Consider the following 22,854-nt stretch of genomic DNA (forward strand, 5'->3'; position numbering starts at 1 on the left):
CCGTCTCCTGAAGACGCCTCTGGGGCGGTGTTTCACGTGAAACACCGCCCCAGTCGTCTGCGCCACGTTTCACGTGAAACATGGCAGCGGGCCACCGTCCCCGCTCGTTTCACGTGAAACATCGCATCGGCCGGCCGCCGGGCCGTTTCACGTGAAACATCAGCCCTGCTGCGTGGCCCACCAGTCCTTCAGCGCGGCGATCGCCGCATCGCGCTCCATGGGGCCGTGCTCCAGCCGGAACTCCAGCATCTGCTTGTACGCCCTGCCGACCTCGGGCCCCGGCTGCAGTCCCAGAATCTCCATGATGTCGTTGCCGTCCAGGTCCGGACGGATCGCATCGAGCTCTTCCTGCTCCTGCAGCCGAGCGATGCGCTCCTCCAGCCCGTCGTAGGCGCGGGACAGCGCACCGGCCTTGCGCTTGTTACGGGTCGTGCAGTCCGAACGCGTCAGCTTGTGCAGCCGCTCCAGCTGCGGCCCGGCGTCACGGACATAGCGGCGGACCGCCGAGTCGGTCCATTCTCCCGTCCCGTAGCCGTGGAAGCGCAGATGCAGCTCCACCAGCCGCGAGACGTCCTTGATCATGTCATTGGAGTACTTCAGCGCGGCCATGCGCTTCTTGGTCATCTTTGCGCCCACCACCTCGTGGTGGTGGAAGGAGACCCGGCCGTCCTTCTCGAAGCGGCGCGTCCGCGGCTTTCCGATGTCGTGCAGCAGAGCCGACAGGCGCAGCACCAGATCGGGACCGTCCTCTTCGAGGTCGATCGCCTGCTCCAGCACCGTGAGCGAGTGCTCGTAGACGTCCTTGTGGCGGTGATGCTCGTCACTTTCCAGGCGCAGCGCGGGCAGCTCGGGCAGCACCCGGTCCGCCAGGCCGGAGTCGACGAGCAGCCGCAGTCCCTTACGCGGGTGTGGCGCGAGGATCAGCTTGTTCAGCTCGTCCCGGACCCGCTCCGCGGAGACGATGTCGATGCGGTCGGACATCGCCTTCATCGCGGCGACGACCTCGGGCGCGACCTCGAAGTCCAGCTGGGCGGCGAACCGGGCCGCCCGCATCATCCGCAGCGGATCGTCCGAGAACGAGTCCTCCGGCGCACCCGGCGTCCGCAGCACACGGGCGGCCAGGTCTTCCAGGCCGTTGTGCGGGTCGACGAACTCCTTCTGGGGCAGGAAGACCGCCATCGCGTTCACCGTGAAGTCCCGGCGCACCAGGTCGTCCTCGATGGAGTCGCCGTAGGACACCTCGGGCTTGCGGGAGGTGCGGTCGTACGCCTCGGAGCGGTAGGTCGTGACCTCGATGTCGAACGAGTCCTTCTTGCAGCCGACCGTGCCGAAGGCGATCCCGACCTCCCAGAGTGCGTCCGCCCACGGCCGGACGATCTTCAGGACGTCCTCGGGGCGTGCATCGGTGGTGAAGTCCAGGTCGTTGCCGAGCCGGCCGAGCAGTGCATCCCGGACCGAGCCGCCGACCAGGGCAAGTGTGAACCCGGCCTCCTGGAATCGACGGGCCAGGTCGTCCGCTACAGGGGACACCCGGAGCAGCTCGCTCACGGCGCGGCGCTGCACGTGGTTCAACGCATTCGTCGACTGCGGGGTCCGCTCGGCGTGCGGGGCAGGGAGGTCATTGTTGGCGTTCGGCACAACAGAACAGGGTACGTGGCCGGACCGCGCGAAGCGTCACGTAATAAAGGCGCAGGTAATAAAGGGGACAGGCCGGTCGGGCGGCCGTCCGCTCCGCGATCATGTGGAGCAGTCCGCGGCACTCCCGCGCGGCGGGTCTCGTTACCATTCGTGGACGCACATTCCGACGACCACTGACGACGACGAGGGACGGGCGAGCGCGTGGCCGAGGCGGCAGGGTTCCAGGGGACTGAACGGCCGCGTGGTCGATGGCTGCGCAGGACCGTGACACTCGTCACTGGAGTGCCCCTGCTCGTGGGCCTGCTCCAGGCCCCGGGCGCCCCTTCCGCCCATGCCGCCCAGGCGGGGTCGCACACGGTCGACGTGTCCATCGACTCCATGTCGCCGTCCGCCCCTGGCAAGGGCGACACCGTCACCGTCTCCGGCACCCTGACCAACGACAGCAGCAGCACGATCACCGACGCGCACGTCGGCATGCACCGCGGCGATGCGCTGGGCAACCGCAGTTCGATCGAGGCGGCCTCCCGTCGCACCGGCTATCTGCCCAGCGTGGACGGCGAGGAGATCAAGGGCCACACGGAGAAGATCGCCAAGCTGGAGGCCGGTGCCAGCCGCCCCTTCAGCCTCAGCGTCCCGGTCAAGGACCTCGATCTCAACGATGACGGCGTGTACCAGATCGGTGTCTCTCTGTCGGGGCACTCCCAGGCCTCGCCGTACGACCAGCTCCTGGGCATCGACCGGACCTTCCTGCCCTGGCAGTCCGCGGACGCCGACAAGAAGACGCAGCTCACCTACATGTGGCCGCTGATCTCCTCCACGCACCTCACCGCGGAGACCGACGCCGACACCCAGCAGACCCCGGTCTTCCGCAATGACGACCTCGCCGCCGAGCTCGCCCCCGGCGGCCGGCTGCAGCAGATGGTCGCCCTCGGCAAGAACCTCCCGGTGACCTTCGTCATCGACCCCGACCTGCTCGCGACCGTCGACGCGATGACCAAGTCGTACCGCGTGAACGGCCCCGACGGCCCCCTGGGGAAGAACCAGGCGGTCGCCAAGCAGTGGCTGCACGAGCTCGAAGAGGCGGTCAAGTCGCACCAGGTGGTCGCGCTGCCCTTCGCCGACCCCGACCTGGCCTCGCTGGCCCACCACGGCAAGGGCGTGCCGAGTGCGCTCAGCCACCTCGGGCCGGCCACCGACCTCGCCGACAAGACCGTGGACACGATCCTCGGGGTCAAGCCGCGTACGGACTTCGCCTGGCCCGTCGACGGCGCCCTCGACCGCTCGATCGTCGATGTCGCGACCTCGGCCGGCGCACACAACGTGATCACCCGCAGCGACAGCCTCCGGGACGCCGGCCGGCTGTCCTACACCCCGACTGCGGCCCGTCCCATCGGCGGCGGCAACACCGCCATCGTGGCGGACGCACAGCTCTCCCGGGCCTTCGAGGGCGACATGTCGAAGGCGGCGAACGCGACGCACGCGGTCCAGGAATTCCTCGCCCAGACGCAGATGATCGGCCTCCAGGACCCGGAGCGGCAGCGCAGTGTCGTCGTCGCGCCGCAGCGGATGCCGTCGGCCAGCCAGGCGCACGCCATGGCCACCGCCCTGCGTGAGCTGGACGAGTCCGGCCGCTGGACCCAGGCAGAGAACCTGGGCGCCGCGACCAAGGCCAAGCCCGACCCCGCGGCCACCCGCCAGGTGCCGAGCGGCGCCTCCTACCCGTCCTCGCTGCGCCGGCAGGAGCTCCCTACCGACGCGTTCCGGCAGATCCAGGGCACGCAGTCGGCGCTGGAGGACTTCCAGCCGATCCTGGCCCAGCCGGAGCGGGTGGTGACCCCGTTCGGCAACGCGATAATGCGGGAGATGTCGACGCAGTGGCGCGGCGACCGCTCCGGTGCCGCCGGCTTCCGTCACTCCGTGCGTAACTACCTCGACGGCCTGACCACAAAGGTGCACCTGATCCAGAAGTCGGGGGCCACGCTTTCCGGGCGCAGCGCCACGATTCCGGTGACGGTCCAGAACAACCTCTTCCAGGGCGTCAAGGACATGACGCTGCGGCTCACGTCCTCCCAGCCCAACCGGCTCGACGTGGGCAAATCGCAGCAGATCTCGGTGGACGGCGGGCACAGCCAGTCGTTCAAGTTCGACACCACCGCCAACGCCAACGGCCGGGCCTGGGTGACCGCCCAGCTCTACACCTCGGACGGCAAGCCCTACGGTGAGCCCATGACGTTCCAGGTGAACGTCACGGAGATCACCGCCACGGTGATGCTCGTCATCGCGGGCGGCGTGCTGCTGCTCGTGCTCGCCGGCGTACGGATCTACCTCCAGCGCAAGCGGGCGGGCAGCCGGCCCGAGGAGGACGGCCCCGATGACGGCTCCGAAGGCACGGCGGGCACGGACGGCAACGACGGCGGCACGGACGGGGACGAGCCCGAGCAGCCGAGTGACCCCGCGCCGGACACCGGTTCGGAAAAGTCCGAGCCATCCGGCTCAGGTGAGAAAGTGGACCGTTGATAGATGGCGGGGCCGGATGGCCGGCGACTGATGAGGTGGGGCAGCGATGAATGCGCCGTACGACGGTGACCGGGGCCGGGGCGCCAATGGCGACCCCATGGGGCCGGTCCCTCCGACGCCCCCGTTCCCCGCGGATCAGGACCCGTACGTCCGGGACGCCTACCGCAACGACCCGCACCACGCCCAGGACCCGATGGCCCAGGATCCCGTGAGCGACGCGCGCTACGACCGCGCCGCGCACCCGCCGCCGTCCCCGGGGCAGCCCACCCAGCCGTTCTACCCGCAGCCCGCGCCCGGGCGGCAGGCGCCCGACCCGCAGGCCTGGGCCGCGCCCCGGACGCCCGCCCCGCAGCGCCCGGACCGGGCCGCTCCGTACGGTGACGACGCCGCGACGACGCAGTTCATGGGCGTCGATCCCCTGGTCAACGAGGCCGGAAGCGAGCGTCCGGAGCCCGACGCCTTTGCGCACCTCTACCGGGACCAGCATCCCTACGATCCCCAGCGCTCCGCCCCGGCCGGCCCGCCCGTCGGGGCGCCGGTGACCGGGGCGGTACCCGGGCCTGAGGCCGTTCCGCAGCAGACCGCGCCGGAGCCGGAGCCCGCTCCCGTGCCGGCGGCCGGCAAGCCCTCCGGCGGCCGGGCCTCCGGCCTGCTCAAATCCAGCGCGGTGATGGCCGCCGGCACGATGGTGTCCCGCCTGACCGGCTTCGTCCGCTCGGCGCTGATCGTCGCCGCGCTCGGCGGTGCGGTGCTCGGTGACTCCTGGCAGGTCGCCTACCAGCTCCCGACGATGATCTTCATCCTGACCATCGGCGGCGGTCTGAACTCCGTCTTCGTGCCGCAGCTGGTGCGCGCGATGAAGGAGGACGACGACGGTGGCGAGGCCTACGCCAACCGGCTGCTGACCCTGGTCATCGTGGTGCTCGGGGTGCTGACGGTGCTGGCGGTGGTCGCGGCGCCCCTCCTGGTGAAACTGGTCTCGTTCGACATCTCCCGGGACCCGGCGGCCAACGAGGTCGCGGTGGCGTTCACCCGCTACTGCGTCCCCACGATCTTCTTCATGGGCCTGCACGTGGTCATGGGGCAGATCCTCAACGCCCGCGGCCGCTTCGGCGCGATGATGTGGACCCCGGTCCTCAACAACATCGTCATGATCGCCACCTTCGGCCTCTTCATCTGGGTCTACGGCACGGCGAAGACCTCGCACATCGGTGTCACCACCATCCCCGACGAGGGCATCCGCCTGCTCGGCCTCGGTACCCTCCTCGGGCTCGTCGTGCAGGCGCTGGCGATGATCCCGTACCTGCGCGACGCCGACTTCAAGCTCCGGCTGCGGTTCGACTGGCGCGGTCACGGCCTGGGCAAGGCCGCCAAGCTCGCCAAGTGGACCGTGCTCTTCGTGCTCGCCAACCAGGCCGGCGTGCTCGTCGTCACCCAGCTCTCCACCTGGGCCGGCAACACCGCCGACCAGCAGGGACACCCGGGCACCGGCTTCATCTCCTACGCCAGCGCCCAGCTGATCTGGAACATGCCGCAGGCGATCATCACCGTCTCCGTCATGGCGGCGCTGCTGCCGCGGCTGGCCCGGTCCGCGCACGACGGCGACACCGGCGCCGTCCGGGACGACATGTCACAGGGCCTGCGCACCTCCGCCGTCGCCATCGTCCCGATCGCGTTCGGCTTCCTGTCCCTCGGCGTCCCGCTGTGCACCCTGGTCTACGGTTCCTCCGGCGCCGGCGTCCCCATGGGCTACATGCTGATGGGCTTCGGTATCGGCCTGATCCCGTTCTCGGTGCAGTACGTCGTCCTGCGCGCCTTCTACGCGTACGAGGACACCCGGACCCCCTTCTACAACACGGTGATCGTCGCTGCCGTCAACGCCGCCGCCTCCGGGCTCTGCTTCCTGGTCCTGCCGGCCCGCTGGGCCGTGGTGGGTATGGCGGCCTCCTACGGCCTGGCGTACATCATCGGCGTCGGGGTCGCCTGGCAGCGGCTGAGCAGGCGGATGGACGGTGACCTCGACACGGCGCACGTCGTCCGGACCTACGCGCGGCTGGCCGGCGCCAGCATCCCGGCCACGATCGTCTCCGGCGTCCTGGTGTACGCGATCATGCAGACGCTGGGCAGCGGGTTCATCGGCTCCCTGGCCGCGCTGATCGCCGGCGCCGCCGCCCTTCTGGCCGTGTTCTACGTCGCCGCACGCAAAATGCGCATCGAGGAAATGAACGCCCTGGTCGGCATGGTCCGGTCAAAGCTTGGGCGCTGATTGAGCACAACCATCGACTGCCACCGTGTGTCGTGCATAGTGGCGGACTGTGGGCACAATTGTCTTGGCTCATTGAGCCTGCAACGGATGGGGAGGCAGGAACGACGGTGGCGGAACGGAGCACGGCTGCCGTCGACGTGGCCGACACGAGCGGCGAAGAGCCGCTGACCGCCAAGGCGGGCAAGGCCACGGACGACGGTGCTAAGGCCGAGAAGGTATCCGGCAGGGACACGGACGTCGCACGCACCGACGAGACGCGTGCGGCGGACGAGGCCCAGCCACCGGAACTGCACAGCGGCCACAAGCTCGCCAGACGCTACCGCCTCGAAGAGTGCGTCACCCGTCTGGACGGATTCAGCAGCTGGCGTGCGGTCGACGAAAAGCTGCGCCGCGCCGTCGGCGTACACATCCTGCCCGCCGACCATCCGAGGGCCCGGCCGGTGCTCTCCGCGGCCCGTTCCTCGGCGCTGCTCGGCGACCCCCGATTCGTCCAGGTCCTGGACGCCGTCGAGGAGAACGACCTCGTCTACGTCGTCCATGAGTGGCTTCCCGACGCCACCGAGCTGGCCACCCACCTCGCCAACGGCCCCCTGGAGCCGCACGAGGCGTACCAGCTCGTCAGCCAGGTCTCCCAGGCCATGGCCGCCGCACACCGCGAGGGCCTGGCCCACCTCCGCATCACCCCCAGCTCGGTGCTGCGGACGGAATCCGGGCAGTACCGCATCCGCGGCCTGGCCGTCATGGCCGCGCTCCGCGGCATCACCTGCGAGCACCCGCAGCGCACGGACACCGAGGCGATCGGGGCACTGCTGTACGCCGCACTCACCCAGCGCTGGCCGTACGAGAACGACGCGCACGGCCTGACCGGGCTGCCGAAGGGCGTCGGGCTGATCGCGCCCGACCAGGTGCGCGCCGGTGTCCACCGCGGCCTCTCCGAGCTCGCCATGCGCGCGCTGATCAACGACGGCGCCACGGCCTCCCGCCAGGAGCAGCCGTGCACCACGCCTGAGGAGCTGGCCAAGGCGGTCGCGGCGATGCCCCGTATCCGGCCCCCGGAGACCGCGTTCACCACACCCCCGCCGTACCAGCGCACGGGCTACCAGCAGGGCAGCTACCGGCAGACGGCATCCCACAACGCCCAGCCGGGCCGGCCGACCCAAGCGGTCCCCACGCCACCGCCCCCGCTCCAGAGCCGTACCGGTCGGGCCCTGAAGTGGTCCGTCTCCGCGCTGCTCATCGCGGCGCTGGGCCTGGGCAGCTGGCAGCTCGCGGACACCCTGCTCAAGCGCGAGAAGGACCAGGAGGATCCGGGGAACTCGCAGTCGCAGGGCGGCAGCAAGAAGAAGAAGCCTTCGGAGCCCCTGGCGATCCAAAGTGCCACGGAGTTCTCTCCGCTGGCCTCTGCTTTTTCCGGCAACGAGGCGTCGAACGTGACGGACGGCAATCCCTCGACGGCCTGGGTGACCGGCCGTTTCCAGGGCTGGCCGAACTTCGGGAACCTGCCGGCCCGCAAGGACGGCAGCGGCATCGTCATAGACCTCGGAAGCGCCAAGGACGTCTCCGGTGTAGAGGTCACCATGTACCGTCCGGGCCAGACGGTGGAGGTTCTGGCAGCGGCACCGTCCGCGTCGAACCCGACGGCGCTCAGTGACTTCTCGCGGCGGCTCTCCAAGCCGGCGAAGGCCGGTGAGAAGCTGACGGTGAAGCTGGACAAGGCCGTCAAGGCACGCTACGTGCTGGTGCACATCACGGAGCTGCCGAGCGACGGCGTCTCGGACTGGTTCCGCGGCGGGATCTCCGAGATCAAGATGACGGGCTGAGCAGCAGCGGGCGAGCGGCCGAAACGGGGCGCTCGCCCGCTGATCAACGCCCCTCGGCACATTTACTTTCCCCACCCGGCGGGCTTCAATGGGACCGAGATCAGGCAGCTACGGCCGGGGGGCCCGTGTCCACCGACAGCGACAAGGCTTCGACACCAACCGACGCCGATCTCCTTGCGCTGCATGTGAAAGGCGACCCCGAGGCATTCGGGGAGATCGTCCGACGCCATCGCGACCGGCTCTGGGCCGTGGCGCTGCGCACTCTCGGTGATCGTGAGGAAGCCGCGGACGCCGTACAGGACGCCTTGGTCTCCGCCTACCGCGCGGCTCACACCTTCCGAGGGCAGTCCGCAGTGACGACCTGGCTGCACCGCATCACGGTCAATGCCTGCCTGGACCGGGCCCGCAAAGCCGCCTCCCGGCGCACCTCGCCCGTTGCCGACACCGAGCGGCTGGAGCAACTCCTCGAACCCGAGGAGTCCGCCGCGATCCCCGCCGAGCGCCAGGACCTGCACCGCGAGCTGCTCCGTGCCCTGCGCACCCTCCCCGAGGAACAGCGCGCCGCTCTGGTCCTCGTCGACATGCAGGGCTACCCCGTCGCCGAGGCAGCCGCGATCCTCGACATCCCGACCGGAACGGTGAAGAGCCGCTGCGCACGCGGCCGTGCCCGCCTCCTCCCCTTGGTCACCCATCTGCGGGCTGACGGCGGGGGTAGCAACCCGGCGAGCGGGGGAAGGAACCGGGCGCAGGGGACATCCGTCCCACCGACGGCAGGACCGAAGGACACAGGTGCCGTGAAGGGCGGAGGTGGGCGAGCGTGACGTCGACGACCGGCACAGGTGAGCACCCGGAGGTCTCCGAGATCTCCGACCTCACGGACGGGCTGCTCTCCCCCTCGCGCAGCGCGGATGTGCGCGCCCACCTTGCCGGCTGCGCGCTGTGCGCGGACGTCTACGCCTCCCTGGAGGAGATCCGCCGGATGCTCGGCAGGCTCCCCGGTCCGACGCGCATGCCGACTGAGGTGGCGGGGCGTATCGATGCCGCCCTCGCGGCCGAGGCACTTCTCAATGCCACCGTTCCGGGCTCCGCGACGCATGTTTCACGTGAAACAGCGACCCGTGAAACGGCGGCTCGTGCCACGACGACCCGTGAAACGACCGCCCGCCCCGTTTCTGTTTCACGTGAAACCGAGCCCGAGGTACCTACCCGCAGCACACCGATCACCCGCCCCGCCGGGCGTCCCACTGCTGGTTCCGCCGGGCCGGGCCGACACACACGCGGCGGCCGGGCCTCCCGCGCACGCCGCTGGCCGCGGGTGCTGCTCGGCACCGCAGCGGCAGCGGCCGTCCTCAGCGTCGGCGGCCTGCTCCTGCAGAACGCCGCCATGGACGGTACGCAGGCCGGGCCCAGCCGGACCACGGCGACCCACGAGAAGGGGTCAGGCAATGCTGCCGGCCTGACCGCCGCCAATCTCGGTTCCCACGTCCACGCCCTGCTGGCCACCAAGGGCTCACACAAATCGCCGGGCATCGGTGCCCGCAGCTCTCCCGAGACCCCGCTGCGGGGCAACGCCGACACCATTCCGTCCTGCGTCCGCCACGGCATCGGCCGCCCTGAGGCCCCGATCGCCTCCAGCCACACCCGCTATCAGGGCAAGGACGCCTTTCTGGTCGTGCTGCCGGACCCGGCGGACGTCAAGCGTGTCTCGGCGTACGTGGTCTCGTCCTCCTGTGTCTCCGCCACGCCGCCGGCACCCGGAAAGGTTCTGCTGGCGCACTCGTACCCGCGAGATTGAAACGACGAGTAGTGCGCTGTGACACTCCGGGAATGCACGCCCCGTAGGATCCGTTGGGTGGGGTGAGAGTTCCGAGAGCCCCAGCAAGCAGTCGGCAGAGACAAGGAAGACACCCGTGAGCGACGTCCGCAACGTGATCATCATCGGCTCCGGGCCCGCGGGCTACACCGCAGCGCTCTACACCGCCCGCGCGTCCCTGAAGCCGCTGGTCTTCGAAGGTGCCGTCACCGCCGGAGGCGCGCTGATGAACACCACCGACGTGGAGAACTTCCCCGGATTCCGCGACGGCATCATGGGGCCGGACCTCATGGACAACATGCGCGCCCAGGCCGAGCGCTTCGGCGCCGAGCTGGTGCCCGACGACATCGTCTCGGTCGACCTCAGCGAGGACATCAAGACGGTCACCGACACCGCCGGCAATGTGCACCGCGCGAAGGCGGTCATCGTCAGCACCGGCTCGCAGCACCGCAAGCTCGGTCTGCCCCGTGAGGACGAGCTCTCCGGTCGTGGCGTGTCCTGGTGCGCCACCTGCGACGGGTTCTTCTTCAAGGACCAGGACATCGCCGTCATCGGTGGCGGCGACACCGCGATGGAGGAGGCCACCTTCCTCTCGCGGTTCGCCAAGTCGGTCACGGTCGTCCACCGCCGCGACACCCTCCGTGCCAGCAAGGCGATGCAGGAGCGCGCCTTCGCCGACCCGAAGATCAAGTTCGTCTGGGACAGCGAGGTCGCCGAGATCCACGGCGAGAGCAAGCTCTCCGGACTGACCCTGCGCAACCTCAGGAGCGGAGAGCCCTCGGAGCTCCCCGTCACCGGTCTCTTCATCGCGATCGGCCACGACCCGCGCACCGAGCTCTTCAAGGGCCAGCTCAACCTCGACGACGAGGGCTACCTCAAGGTCGACGCGCCCAGCACCCGCACCAACCTGACGGGCGTCTTCGCGGCCGGCGACGTGGTCGACCACACCTACCGCCAGGCGATCACCGCGGCCGGCACGGGCTGCTCCGCCGCCCTCGACGCCGAGCGGTACCTCGCGGCGCTGGCGGACGGCGAGTCGACCCCCGAGCCCGAGAAGACTCCCGCCGCCTGACCCGCGGCCCAGCTTTCCCACCACCCACCCAATAAGGAGATTGCCATGGCCGGCGCCACGGTGACCGTCACGGACGCCAACTTCGAAGAGGTCGTCCTCAAGAGCGACAAGCCCGTCCTCGTGGACTTCTGGGCCACCTGGTGCGGCCCGTGCCGCCAGGTCGCCCCGTCCCTGGAGGCCATTGCCGCGGAGCACGACGAGATCGTCATCGCCAAGCTGAACACCGACGAGAACCCGGCGACCACCGCCAAGTACGGCGTCATGTCGATCCCGACGATGAACGTCTACAAGGACGGCGAGGTCGTGAAGACCATTGTCGGCGCCAAGCCGAAGGCTGCGATCGAGCGCGACCTGAAGGACTTCCTCGCCTGAGTCACCTCCTCGTCTGTTTCACGTGAAACGGGCCCGTTCCTCACCGAGGACGGGCCCGTTCTCCGTTTCACGTGAAACAGAGCTCGGTTTCACGTGAAACATCGTGCGCTACAACGGCCGCAGGGCAGGCTCCTTCTGGACGGCGCCCAGCAGACGGTCGAGCGCCATCTCCACATCTTCCTTCCACGAGATCGTGGTCCTCAGCTCAAGGCGCAGCCGCGGGAAGCGGGGATGGGGGCGTACGGTCTTGAAGCCCACCGCGAGGAGATGGTTGGCGGGGAGCACACAGGCCGGCTCGGTCCAGCGGGCATCGCCGAACGCCTCGATCGCCTTGAACCCTCGCTGGGTGAGGTCCTTGGCGACCGTCTGGACCATGACCCGCCCCAGCCCCTGGCCCTGGTATCCGGGCGTCAGCCATGCGGTGAGCAGCTGCACCGCGTCCGGCGATACGGGACTGGTCGAGAAGGCGGTCGAGCGCGGCACATAGGCCGGCGGGGCGTACATCACGAATCCCACCGGCACCTCATCGACATAGACCACCCGCCCGCAGGATCCCCACTCCAGCAGGACCGCCGAGATCCAGGCTTCCTTCTCCAGCTCGGGACGTCCCGCCTTTACCGCGGCCTCGCCGCTGACGGGGTCGAGCTCCCAGAAGACACAGGAGCGGCAGCGCTTGGGGAGATCCGGAAGGTTGTCCAGCGTGAGCGGTACGAGCCGACGGCCCATGGAACCAGGTCCTCACTTCTCTCGCCTGCCGCACCACGCAGTGCCGTCCGCACGGCGGGCTCCCTGAGCAGACCACCAACGAACCCTCCGACGGCTGCCAGGCCGAAGCCCGCTGCCAGCATTCCGGTGCGGCTCACCGATCGCATGGCCCTCTCCTCGATGTGAGGTGTCTCCACGTGGATGCGTGCCATACCCGAACGCATCGTATCCACCCTTTACGGGCACGGGTAGCGCGAGAGAGCAAAGGGCGGACCGTGTTCCGGTATGGACTCCGGAACACGGCCCGCCCTGGAGCCGTAGGCGTCAGCTCACTGCTCTTCGCCGGTCTCCTCATCGCTCTCCTCGGCCAGCGACTGGCCCAGGACCGGACCCTCGCCCGGGGCGAGGGTGCCGAGGATGCGCTCCAGATCGTCCATCGAGGCGAACTCGACGACGATCTTTCCCTTCTTCTGGCCCAGGTCGACCTTCACGCGGGTTTCGAAGCGGTCGGAGAGCCGGGAGGCCAGTCCGGTGAGCGCGGGGGAGACCCGAGCTCCCGCGCGGGGGCCCTTCGCCTTGCTCGGGCTCGTGGGGGTCGACCCCATGAGCGTCACGATCTCCTCGACCGAACGCACCGACAGCCCCTCGGCGACGATCCGGCGCGCAAGATGGTCCTGCTCCTCCGAGTCCTCCACAGAGAGCAGCGCCCGGGCATGCCCCGCCGAGAGCACCCCTGCGGCCAGCCGCTTCTGCACGGACGGCGAGAGCTTCAGCAGACGCAGCGTGTTGGAGACCTGCGGACGCGAGCGCCCGATCCGGTCGGCCAGCTCGTCATGCGTGCACTGGAAGTCCTTGAGCAGCTGGTCATAGGCGGCTGCCTCTTCCAGCGGGTTGAGCTGGGCTCGGTGCAGGTTCTCCAGCAGCGCGTCGAGGAGGAGCTTCTCGTCCTCCGTCGCCCGCACGATCGCCGGAATCTTCTCCAGCCCCGCCGCACGGCAGGCCCGCCAACGGCGCTCCCCCATGATGAGCTCGTACCGTCCGGGCTCGGTCTGACGGACCACCACCGGCTGGAGCAGACCCACCTCCTTGATGGAGGTGATCAGTTCGGCGAGGGCGTCCTCGTCGAAGACCTCTCTCGGCTGGCGTGGGTTCGGAGTGATGGCATCGAGCGGCACCTCGGCGAAGTGCGCACCCGCCACTTCCGATACGCCGTCCGCCGACGGCTCCACCGCTGCCGGTGCTTGCGTTTCACGTGAAACACCGTGCGTCGGCAGCGAGGTCACCTTGGCGGCAGCTACCCCTCGCTCCGGCGCCAGGACCGGTACGGACGTGGGTGATGTCGCTCCCTGCCCCACCGCGGGCCCGGCATGGTCCGTGCTCTGCGGTGCCGCGGGGATCAGCGCCCCGAGCCCACGGCCCAGGCCTCTACGTCGTTCGCTCACTGAGTCCCCTCCGAGATGCTGTGCTGTCCTTCATAAGTGACGCTGAGGCCCTGGCCCCCGGTCTGCGGGGCCCCACGCAGCGCGATCTCTCGAGCCGCTTCGAGATACGAAAGCGAACCACTGGATCCGGGATCATAGGTGAGCACTGTCTGCCCATAGCTGGGTGCCTCGGAGATACGCACGGAGCGGGGGATGCTGGTACGGAGCACCTCGTGGCCGAAGTGGTTACGGACCTCGTCGGCGACCTGGGAGGCCAGCCGGGTGCGCCCGTCGTACATGGTCAGCAGAATCGTCGAGACATGGAGCTGCGGGTTGAGATGACCCCGCACCAGGTCGACGTTCCGCAGCAGCTGCCCCAGCCCCTCCAGTGCGTAGTACTCGCACTGAATCGGGATCAGCACCTCGGCCCCCGCGACCAACGCATTGACCGTCAGCAGGCCGAGCGAGGGCGGGCAGTCGATGAAGATGTAGTCCAGCGGCTGCTCATAGGCCTTGATGGCCCGGTCCAGCCGGCTTTCCCGGGCCACCAGCGAGACCAGCTCGATCTCGGCGCCGGCCAGATCGATCGTGGCGGGCGCACAGAACAGCCCCTCCACATCCACGACCGGCTGCACCACATCGGAGAGTGGCTTGCTGTCCACCAGCACGTCATAGATGGACGGCACTTCGGCGTGATGGTCGATCCCCAGCGCCGTCGACGCATTGCCCTGGGGGTCGAGGTCGATGACCAGAACCCGTGCCCCGTGCAGGGCCAGGGAGGCGGCCAGGTTCACGGTGGTCGTGGTCTTACCGACCCCGCCCTTCTGGTTGGCAACGACCATGACCCGGGTCTGTTCGGGCCGGGGAAGCCCCTCGCCCGCGCGGCCGAGTGCCTCTACCGCCAGCTGAGCTGCACGACCGATCGGGGTGTCGTCCATCGGGGGCGGCGTTTCACGTGAAACGTCGTCCCCGAACGACTCGCTACGGGGACCGGGGACCGGATCGGTCATCGGTCCCGCGATGTTGGCGTCGGACCGCAAGGATTCACTCTCCTCGACATCAGGCTCGCAATGGTCAGAGCCTGCCATGCTTTCGGCGTCGTGAACCAGTGAGGTCCGTTCTCCTGTGGACAAACCCACGTCTGTGGATACTTCCGTTACCCGTGTGGGTCTACGGTCGCGCGGCGCGGCAGCCGCACGACCACGGCCGATGATCCCTTGCAGCAGAGAGCGACGTTTCACGTGAAACACGATGCCAGCGTCGCGACCGAATAAGCCGCGACACTCCGTCTTGTGCCGTTTTGATGGGGTTTATTGACATACCGCGTCGCCTATTTCGCGGAACGGGATTCCCTCCCCAACTGCCGGTCTCCACGGCTCCGGCTCATGCCTCAGCGCCGGTGCCCCCTCGTCGAACGGCTGGCCCGCGCCGCCTTCGCCCGCTTCGCCGCGAAGCGCACGCCACCAGGACTCTCGCCCACCTCAACCCGCACCACCGTCGTCGGCGGATCCACGATGCCCTCACCGACCTGCACCACCGAGGTGTCGACCACACCGAGCTTGCTCAGCGCGGCCCGGGCACCCTTGAGCTCCTCCTCCGCGGCATCGCCCTTGAGCGCCAGCATCGCGCCGTACGGACGCAGCAGCGGAACGCCCCACCCGGCCAGCCGGTCCAGCGGAGCCACCGCACGCGCGGTCACCACATGCACCTGTGGAAGCTTGCCCATGACCTCTTCGGCCCGTCCCCGCACGACCGTCACATGGTCGAGACCGAGCAGCTCGACGACTTCCTGAAGGAAATTCGTCCGCCGCAGCAGCGGCTCCAGCAGCGTGATCTTCAGATCCGGCCGCACCAGAGCCAGCGGGATGCCGGGCAGCCCGGCCCCCGACCCCACATCACAGACCGTGACGCCCTCGGGCACGACCTCCGAGAGCACCGCACAGTTCAGCAGATGCCGCTCCCACAGCCGCGGCACCTCGCGCGGGCCGATCAGCCCGCGCGTCACCCCTGCGTCGGCGAGCAGTTCGCCGTACCGCACGGCCTCCGGAAAGCGCTCACCGAATACCTCCTGTGCCGCCTTCGGCGCAGGAGGGAGCTCCGCTGCTGCCTCCGTCACGGGAACCGCCCTTCCTCTGGACTGCTTTTCCTGCCGGGAACCCGGGTCACGCACCCGGAATAACACAGAACGCTGACAACTTTTGGCCCCGCCTGCGAGCAGACGGGGCCAAAGAAAAAACGGATGCGCTGAGCGGTCAGGCCGGGAGGACAACCACTCGGCGCTGCGGCTCCTCGCCCTCGGACTCACTGCGCAGACCGGCCGCCGCCACCGCGTCATGCACGACCTTGCGCTCGAACGGCGTCATCGGGTCCAGCTTCACCGGCTCACCGGTACCGCGGGCCTCCTCGGCCGCCTTCGCACCGATCGCCGTGAGCTGCTCGCGCTTACGCGCCCGGAAGCCGGCGATGTCCAGCATCAGGCGGCTGCGGTCACCGGTCTCCCGGTGCACGGCCAGCCGGGTCAGTTCCTGCAGCGCCTCCAGCACCTCACCGTCGCGGCCCACCAGCTTCTGCAGGTCGCGGCTGGTCGAGTCGCTGATGATCGACACCGCGGCGCGGTCGGCCTCGACATCCATGTCGATGTCACCGTCGAGGTCGGCGATGTCCAGCAGACCCTCGAGGTAGTCGGCCGCGATCTCGCCTTCCTGCTCCAGGCGGGTCAGGGTGTCGGTGCCCTCGGCGGCAGGGGTCGTGTCCGTCACGAAAGGACTCCTTCTTACTTCTTCGACGGGTGCTTGGGGCGCTGCTGGCCCTTGCGCTGGCCGGACTTCCCGGAGCGGGACCCGGACGAGCCGCTCTGCGCGGTGCCGTCCTGCGCGGCCTTCTTCTCCAGCGACTGCTTCTTCGCTCCGCCCTGGTCGGAGTCCGCCGAGCCGTCCGCCGAGCCGGCCCGCGTACGGTTCTGCGTCCGGGCCTGGGCACCGCCGACGGGCGCACCGCCGGTCTGCCGCTTGGCCTTCGTCTGGCGCTTGGGCTGCTGACGGTTCTGGCGCGCTTCCTCGACGGCCTTCTTCGCCGCGACCTCGGCCGGGCTCTCGACCAGCTTGCCCTGGGCCCGCAGCCGCTCCTGGCGCTCGGCGAACGCCTTGCTGCCCGGGGTCGGGTTACGACGGATGACGAACATCTGCTGGCCCATGGTCCACACGTTGGTGGTCAGCCAGTAGACGAGGACACCGACGGGGAAGTTGATGCCGAAGACGGCGAACATGACCGGGAAGACGTACATCAGCATTTTCTGCTGCTGCATGAACGGCGTCTTCACCGTGAGGTCGACGTTCTTGGTCATCAGCTGGCGCTGCGTGTAGAACTGCGACGCCGACATCAGGACGATCATGATGATCGTGACCACGCGGACGTTGGTGACCGAGGCGCCGAGGCTCTCGATCTTCGCCGCGCTGTCCATGAACTTCGCCGCCAGCGGGGCACCGAAGATGTGTGCCTTCTGCGCGCTCTGCAACAGCGTCTGGTCGATGAAACCGACCGTCTTGCCGTTCGCGATGTGGCTGAGGACCTGGTACAGCGAGATGAAGAACGGCGACTGGGCCAGAATCGGGAGACAGCTCGAGAGCGGGTTGGTGCCCGTCTCCTTGTAGAGCTTCATCATCTCTTCGGACTGGCGCTGCTTGTCGCTCTTGTAGCGCTCCTGGATCGCCTTCATCTTCGGCTGGAGCGCCTGCATGTTCCGCGTCGACTTGATCTGCTTCACGAAGAGCGGGATCAGGCAGATACGGATCAGCACCACCAGCGAGACGATGGACAGACCCCACGCCGCGCCACTGTTCGGATCAAAGATCAGGCTGTAGAACGAGTGGAACTGGACGATGATCCAGGAAACGGCGTAATAGAGAGGATTCAGGATCGTGTCCACGAATCAGGCTCCTTGGGCGTTGGGCTGAGTCTCGGGCTGGGCGGCGGGTTCATGGACGGCAGTCCCGCCCAGACGGCTCCTCAGCCGCTGATGCCAGACCGGACGCTTCCGGGGAGGGACGTGGTCGACGCCACCGAGCGACCACGGGTTGCAGCGCAGAATGCGCCAAGCTGTCAGCGCAGTCCCTTTCACCGCGCCGTGCCGGTCGATGGCCGTGTAGCCATAGTGCGAGCACGACGGGTAGTACTTGCAGACCGGCCCCAGCAGGGGGCTGATGGTCCACTGGTAGATCTTGATCAAAAGCAGCAGCGGGTACTTCACTGTGCGCTCCCTCCCGGGCCCCGGCCGGGGTTCCGGGGGTCCGCGGTGCGACCACTGTCGGTCGCGGCCCCCGTGGGGTTGGAGCCTCTCGGCGCCCGTCCCAGCAGCCGCTCCAGGGCGGCGTCCAGGTCGCGGGCCAGTTCGTCGTGGTCCGCGGTGCCCGCGCCGGGCAGGGCCCGTACGACAACCAGGCTACCGGCGGGAAGCCGGTCCAGCCGTTCACGCAGGAGATGGCGAAGCCGCCGCTTGACCTTGTTGCGGACGACCGCGTTGCCAACGGCCTTGCTCACGACGAAACCCGCACGCGTCGGGGGAACACATTCCCCCGACGCGTGCGGGTCCGTTGAACCGCTACGACAATGCACGACAAGGAGCGGGCGCCCGGCCCTGCGTCCCCGGCGTACCGCGGCCGCGAAGTCCTCGCGCCGCCTCAGCCGATTTTCGGTAGGCAGCACGTCATGGACCTAGGTCGGGCTGCTCAGGCAGACAGGCGGGCGCGACCCTTGCTGCGGCGCGACGCGAGGATCGCGCGGCCGGCACGCGTCCGCATGCGCAGACGGAAGCCGTGGGTCTTCGCGCGGCGGCGGTTGTTCGGCTGGAAGGTGCGCTTGCTCACTCGGGGGCTCCAGGAATGCTTGTTGTCTCAAGAGAGACAGATGTGGGGCGTCGCTGGCTGTCACCGTGCGCCCACGAGTAGCTCGCAACGCCTAAGTGCACCGCTACACGATCACCAGAGCGCGATCTTTGCCCATCGGAGGCAGGCGGCAGCAGCCATCGACAACTCGACCTGGTCACGGTACGCGCGGCTACGCCATCCGGTCAAACCGGCTCCATGTGAGCCCGCGCGGTCCGTCGTCAGGACACACTATGCACAGCCTGTGGACAACAACTTGAATCCCCAGGCCCGCCCTGACTACCGTGGCTGAACTCCGATTCCTTCCCGCCCGTCCTGAGAATCACACATTCGTGGGACTGTGAGAGAGCGTGCCCTGTGGCTGATGTACCTGCCGATCTTGCCGCAGTGTGGCCGCGCGTGCTCGATCATCTCCTCCGTGCGGAGGCCGACGGCCTCAAGCCGAAGGACCAGGACTGGCTCAAGCGGACCCAGCCGCTGGCGCTGGTGGCCGACACCGCGCTGCTCGCCGTGCCCAACGAATTCGCCAAGGGCGTGCTCGAAGGCCGGCTGGCGCCGCTGATCGGTGAGGCCCTCAGTCATGAGTGCGGCCGGCCGATCCGGATCGCGATCACCGTCGACGACTCCTCCGACGAGCCGCCGGCGCCCTCCGCGCCCGTACAGCACCAGTCGCCCCAGCAGCAGCCGCACCACCAGCAGCACCCGGCGCCGCAGCAGCACGAGGCGTACGACTACGAGCCCCGGCACGACAGCCGCCAGGGGTATGGGCACCAGGGCGACGACCTGCCCGGTGTCCGCCCCGCCTACCCGGACTACCAGCAGCAGCGGCACGAACCCGGCGCCTGGCCCCAGCACCTTGCCCCCGGCGGCCCCGGCCCGCGCGAGGACTACGGCTGGCAGCAGCAGCACCTCGGCGGCTTCCCCGAGCGCGAGACGTCCGCGGAGCAGTGGCGCGAGCCGTACCCCTCGGCGCCCCACGTACCGCAGCACCAGCAGGCGCAGCCCGACTACCGCGGCCAGGACCGCGGTCTCCCCCCTCAGCACTCCGACGGTGCGCGCTCCCCGTACGACGCGCAGCGCCGCGATCTTCCCGAGCACCAGCCCGGTGGCCACAACGGCCACAACGGCCGCTCCGGCCCCGGTGCCGCGCTGCCGGCGCCCAGCGGCGCCCCCGGCCCGCTCGCCGCGCAGCCCGCGCCGGCCACCGGTCCGGGTGAGCCGACCGCCCGGCTGAACCCGAAGTACCTCTTCGACACCTTCGTCATCGGTGCCTCCAACCGCTTCGCGCACGCCGCCGCGGTCGCCGTCGCCGAGGCCCCGGCCAAGGCGTACAACCCGCTGTTCATCTACGGGGAGTCGGGTCTGGGAAAGACCCACCTGCTGCACGCGATCGGGCACTACGCGCGCAGCCTCTACCCCGGCACCCGCGTGCGGTACGTGAGCTCGGAGGAGTTCACCAACGAGTTCATCAACTCCATCCGCGACGGCAAGGCGGACGCGTTCCGCAAGCGCTACCGCGACATGGACATCCTGTTGGTCGACGACATCCAGTTCCTGGCGAGCAAGGAGTCGACGCAGGAGGAGTTCTTCCACACCTTCAACACGCTGCACAACGCCAACAAGCAGATCGTGCTCTCCAGTGACCGGCCGCCCAAGCAGCTGGTCACCCTGGAGGACCGGCTGCGCAACCGCTTCGAGTGGGGCCTGATCACCGACGTCCAACCGCCCGAGCTGGAAACCCGGATCGCGATCCTCCGTAAGAAGGCGGTGCAGGAGCAGCTGAACGCCCCGCCGGAGGTGCTGGAGTTCATCGCGTCCCGGATCTCGCGCAACATCCGCGAGCTGGAGGGCGCCCTGATCCGGGTCACCGCGTTCGCCTCGCTCAACCGGCAGCCGGTGGACCTGGGGCTCACCGAGATCGTGTTGAAGGACCTGATCCCCGGCGGTGAGGACGCCGCTCCGGAGATCACCGCCACCGCGATCATGGCCTCGACCGCCGACTACTTCGGCCTGACCATCGACGATCTCTGCGGCTCGTCCCGCAGCCGGGTGCTGGTCACCGCCCGCCAGATCGCCATGTATCTGTGCCGCGAGCTGACGGACCTGTCGCTGCCGAAGATCGGCGCGCAGTTCGGCGGCCGGGACCACACGACCGTGATGCACGCCGACCGCAAGATCCGCGCGCTGATGGCCGAGCGGCGGTCGATCTACAACCAGGTCACCGAGCTGACCAACCGCATCAAGAACGGCTGAGACCGCGTCCGACGCGCCGCCTCGGACCGACCGCGCCCAGGGCGCCCGGGACCCGCTCCTGGGCGCCCTTCGCCGTTTCGGGGCCGCCCGGCGCGGTGAACGACGCGGTGTACGACGCACCGCGCCGCCGTCCCTGGGCTGTGGAGCGCCGCCGGCCGTGTTCGATTCCGTGCCTGGTCACGGCCTCTCTCCACAGATTGGGCAAGAATCTTCCGTCCACACCCTGGGGAGAGGAAAGTTATCCCTGTGGGATCCACAGGCGGGCTCTCCGAAGGGAGATCGTAGGAGGTCAGCCGGGTGTGGATTTGTGGCCAACCTCTCTCCACAGGCTGTGGACAGAGATTTCGTCCACAGGGGAGTGGATCACTTGTCCACCGCCCGCCCACAGCAAAAGCGCCGTTGTCCCCAGCGATCACCGGCTTCTCCACACCGCTGTCCACTGTTCGGCAACGCAACACCCCCTCTCACCGGGCTGAGTGAAAGCCGTCACACCAAGGTGATGGGTTGGGCTGTGGGGAACGTGGGTAAAGCTGGGGATGGCACTGGGGAGAACTGCCCGTCCCCTGTGCATCGGGTGTGCAGAACTTTCCGCGGTCCACAGCGCAGGCGGTTTATCCACGGGCCCCGCCCACAGCCGCGGTGGACAAAAAACCGAAGCTGACCTGCGCAGACGCAGTTGTCCACGGTTTCCACAGGGCCTACTACTACGACCACGGATATCTACCGGGGAACTCGTTCGGAAACGGGGCCTGTGCACAACTCGGCGGCCCGGCGTCCGGCGTCGCCCGAGTCGACTTGACCCCGAGCCGCACCGACTGTCGGTGGCGTGCGTCAGACTGGTCTCCGGCAACTGAGCCGACGACGAAGGCCAGCAGGGCGTAAGCCAGCAACAGCAGGAGGCGGTTTCCGGTGAAGATCCGGGTGGAGCGCGATGTACTCGCGGAGGCAGTGGCCTGGGCGGCCAAGAGCCTCCCGGCCCGTCCGCCGGTGCCCGTCCTCGCGGGCCTGCTGCTGAAGGCCGAGGACGGCGCACTGAGCCTCTCCGGCTTCGACTACGAAGTCTCCGCACGCGTCTCGGTGGAGGCCGAGGTCGAGGAGGAGGGCACGGTCCTCGTCTCCGGCCGGCTGCTCGCCGACATCTGCCGCGCCCTCCCCAACCGCCCGGTGGAGATTTCCACCGACGGTGTACGGGTGATCGTGGTCTGCGGCTCCTCGCGGTTCACCCTCCACACCCTTCCTGTGGAGGAGTACCCGTCCCTGCCGGCGATGCCCACCGCCACCGGCACGGTCCCCGCCGAGGTCTTCGCCGCGGCCGCCGCCCAGGTGGCCATCGCCGCCGGCCGTGACGACACCCTCCCGGTGCTCACCGGCGTCCGCATCGAGATCGAGGGCGACACGGTCACCCTGGCCTCCACCGACCGCTACCGCTTCGCGGTCCGCGAGTTCCTGTGGAAGCCGGAGAGCCCGGACGCCTCCGCGGTCGCGCTGGTCCCGGCCAAGACGCTGCTGGACACCGCCAAGTCGCTGAGCAGCGGCGACACGGTCACGCTCGCGCTGTCCGGCTCCGGCCAGGGCGAGGGCCTGATCGGCTTCGAGGGCGCCGGGCGGCGGACGACGACCCGTCTGCTGGAAGGCGACCTGCCCAAGTACCGCACGCTCTTCCCGACCGAGTTCAATTCGGTCGCGGTGATCGAGACCGCTCCGTTCGTCGAGGCCGTCAAGCGCGTGGCGCTGGTGGCCGAGCGCAACACCCCGGTCCGGCTGAGCTTCGAGCAGGGCGTGCTGATCCTGGAGGCGGGCTCCAGCGACGATGCACAGGCTGTGGAGAGGGTCGACGCCGATCTGGACGGCGACGACATCTCGATCGCGTTCAACCCGGGCTTCCTGCTGGAGGGCCTGTCCGCGATCGACTCCCCCGTGGCGCAGCTGTCGTTCACGACGTCCACCAAGCCGGCGCTGCTGAGCGGTCGCCCCGCCAAGGACGCCGAGGCGGACGAGGCCTACAAGTACCTGATCATGCCGGTGCGGCTGTCGGGCTGACGGCCGGCAGCGCGCCCGTGGCGGGGGCCCTTGCGGCGACCGGCTGAAGGGCCCTGA

Annotated in this window: 18 protein-coding genes and 1 pseudogene; 9 read left to right on the forward strand and 10 right to left on the reverse strand. The window is 69.0% G+C overall.

The window, feature by feature from the left end; translation table 11 throughout:
* Window positions 1-159 precede the first annotated feature (159 nt).
* Window positions 160-1,638 (reverse strand): CCA tRNA nucleotidyltransferase, encoded by a 1,479-nt coding sequence (locus IG62_RS0105830; RefSeq protein ID WP_030798359.1) that lies wholly within the window; start codon window positions 1,636-1,638, stop codon window positions 160-162.
* 282 nt (window positions 1,639-1,920) lie between these two features.
* Here IG62_RS0105830 and IG62_RS0105835 point away from each other — a divergent pair, with 282 nt between their 5' ends.
* The 7 genes from IG62_RS0105835 to trxA all read left to right on the forward strand — a co-directional run bounded on the left by IG62_RS0105835 (window position 1,921) and on the right by trxA (window position 11,498).
* Window positions 1,921-4,155 (forward strand): DUF6049 family protein, encoded by a 2,235-nt coding sequence (locus IG62_RS0105835; RefSeq protein WP_234326297.1) that lies wholly within the window; start codon window positions 1,921-1,923, stop codon window positions 4,153-4,155.
* 46 nt (window positions 4,156-4,201) lie between these two features.
* Complete coding sequence (murJ, locus tag IG62_RS0105840; protein ID WP_030798363.1) at window positions 4,202-6,421, forward strand: murein biosynthesis integral membrane protein MurJ; 2,220 nt, start codon at window positions 4,202-4,204, stop codon at window positions 6,419-6,421.
* A gap of 107 nt (window positions 6,422-6,528) precedes the next feature.
* Window positions 6,529-8,241 (forward strand): protein kinase family protein, encoded by a 1,713-nt coding sequence (locus IG62_RS0105845; RefSeq protein WP_030798365.1) that lies wholly within the window; start codon window positions 6,529-6,531, stop codon window positions 8,239-8,241.
* A gap of 125 nt (window positions 8,242-8,366) precedes the next feature.
* Window positions 8,367-9,062 (forward strand): RNA polymerase sigma factor SigM, encoded by a 696-nt coding sequence (sigM, locus tag IG62_RS0105850; RefSeq protein ID WP_030798367.1) that lies wholly within the window; start codon window positions 8,367-8,369, stop codon window positions 9,060-9,062.
* Window positions 9,059-10,036, forward strand: a complete 978-nt coding sequence (locus IG62_RS0105855; RefSeq protein ID WP_030798369.1) for an anti-sigma factor family protein — start codon at window positions 9,059-9,061, stop codon at window positions 10,034-10,036. The genes sigM and IG62_RS0105855 overlap by 4 nt, the downstream gene beginning before the upstream one ends.
* Window positions 10,037-10,151: 115 nt before the next feature.
* Window positions 10,152-11,126, forward strand: a complete 975-nt coding sequence (trxB, locus tag IG62_RS0105860; protein ID WP_030798371.1) for a thioredoxin-disulfide reductase — start codon at window positions 10,152-10,154, stop codon at window positions 11,124-11,126.
* A gap of 45 nt (window positions 11,127-11,171) precedes the next feature.
* The gene (trxA, locus tag IG62_RS0105865) at window positions 11,172-11,498 is read left to right on the forward strand and encodes a thioredoxin (protein WP_030798373.1); all 327 of its coding nucleotides are present in this window, start codon (window positions 11,172-11,174) and stop codon (window positions 11,496-11,498) included.
* A gap of 108 nt (window positions 11,499-11,606) precedes the next feature.
* On the opposite strand, the gene IG62_RS0105870 is transcribed toward trxA, so the two are convergent.
* The 9 genes and pseudogenes from IG62_RS0105870 to rpmH all read right to left on the reverse strand — a co-directional run bounded on the left by IG62_RS0105870 (window position 11,607) and on the right by rpmH (window position 18,486).
* Window positions 11,607-12,224, reverse strand: a complete 618-nt coding sequence (locus IG62_RS0105870; RefSeq protein ID WP_030798375.1) for a GNAT family N-acetyltransferase — start codon at window positions 12,222-12,224, stop codon at window positions 11,607-11,609.
* A gap of 308 nt (window positions 12,225-12,532) precedes the next feature.
* Window positions 12,533-13,645, reverse strand: a complete 1,113-nt coding sequence (locus IG62_RS0105875) for a ParB/RepB/Spo0J family partition protein (RefSeq protein WP_078871840.1) — start codon at window positions 13,643-13,645, stop codon at window positions 12,533-12,535.
* Window positions 13,642-14,712, reverse strand: coding sequence for an AAA family ATPase (locus IG62_RS0105880; RefSeq protein WP_078871841.1), 1,071 nt, complete (start codon window positions 14,710-14,712; stop codon window positions 13,642-13,644). Before IG62_RS0105880 ends, IG62_RS0105875 begins: the two co-directional genes overlap by 4 nt.
* 302 nt (window positions 14,713-15,014) lie before the next feature.
* Window positions 15,015-15,740: a 16S rRNA (guanine(527)-N(7))-methyltransferase RsmG gene (gene rsmG / locus IG62_RS0105885; RefSeq protein WP_030798381.1), complete on the reverse strand. Its 726-nt coding sequence runs from the start codon at window positions 15,738-15,740 to the stop codon at window positions 15,015-15,017.
* Between the two features lie 136 nt (window positions 15,741-15,876).
* Window positions 15,877-16,383, reverse strand: coding sequence for a protein jag (locus IG62_RS0105890; protein WP_030412276.1), 507 nt, complete (start codon window positions 16,381-16,383; stop codon window positions 15,877-15,879).
* Between the two features lie 14 nt (window positions 16,384-16,397).
* Window positions 16,398-17,549 (reverse strand): membrane protein insertase YidC, encoded by a 1,152-nt coding sequence (yidC, locus tag IG62_RS0105895; RefSeq protein ID WP_030798383.1) that lies wholly within the window; start codon window positions 17,547-17,549, stop codon window positions 16,398-16,400.
* A gap of 3 nt (window positions 17,550-17,552) precedes the next feature.
* Window positions 17,553-17,870, reverse strand: coding sequence for a membrane protein insertion efficiency factor YidD (yidD, locus tag IG62_RS0105900; RefSeq protein WP_030412278.1), 318 nt, complete (start codon window positions 17,868-17,870; stop codon window positions 17,553-17,555).
* 86 nt (window positions 17,871-17,956) lie between these two features.
* Window positions 17,957-18,325, reverse strand: a pseudogene (rnpA, locus tag IG62_RS0105905) (ribonuclease P protein component); the annotation flags it as partial.
* Window positions 18,326-18,348: 23 nt separating this feature from the next.
* The gene (gene rpmH / locus IG62_RS0105910; RefSeq protein ID WP_003956500.1) at window positions 18,349-18,486 is read right to left on the reverse strand and encodes a 50S ribosomal protein L34; all 138 of its coding nucleotides are present in this window, start codon (window positions 18,484-18,486) and stop codon (window positions 18,349-18,351) included.
* A gap of 375 nt (window positions 18,487-18,861) precedes the next feature.
* On the opposite strand from rpmH, the gene dnaA reads away from it, so the two are divergent.
* Window positions 18,862-20,757, forward strand: a complete 1,896-nt coding sequence (gene dnaA / locus IG62_RS0105915; protein ID WP_078871842.1) for a chromosomal replication initiator protein DnaA — start codon at window positions 18,862-18,864, stop codon at window positions 20,755-20,757.
* 909 nt (window positions 20,758-21,666) lie between these two features.
* Window positions 21,667-22,797: a DNA polymerase III subunit beta gene (gene dnaN, locus IG62_RS0105920; protein WP_030798387.1), complete on the forward strand. Its 1,131-nt coding sequence runs from the start codon at window positions 21,667-21,669 to the stop codon at window positions 22,795-22,797.
* Window positions 22,798-22,854: the final 57 nt, after the last annotated feature.

It is taken from the genome of Streptomyces sp. NRRL S-337 (assembly GCF_000720175.1).
Taxonomy (GTDB): domain Bacteria; phylum Actinomycetota; class Actinomycetes; order Streptomycetales; family Streptomycetaceae; genus Streptomyces; species Streptomyces siderophoricus.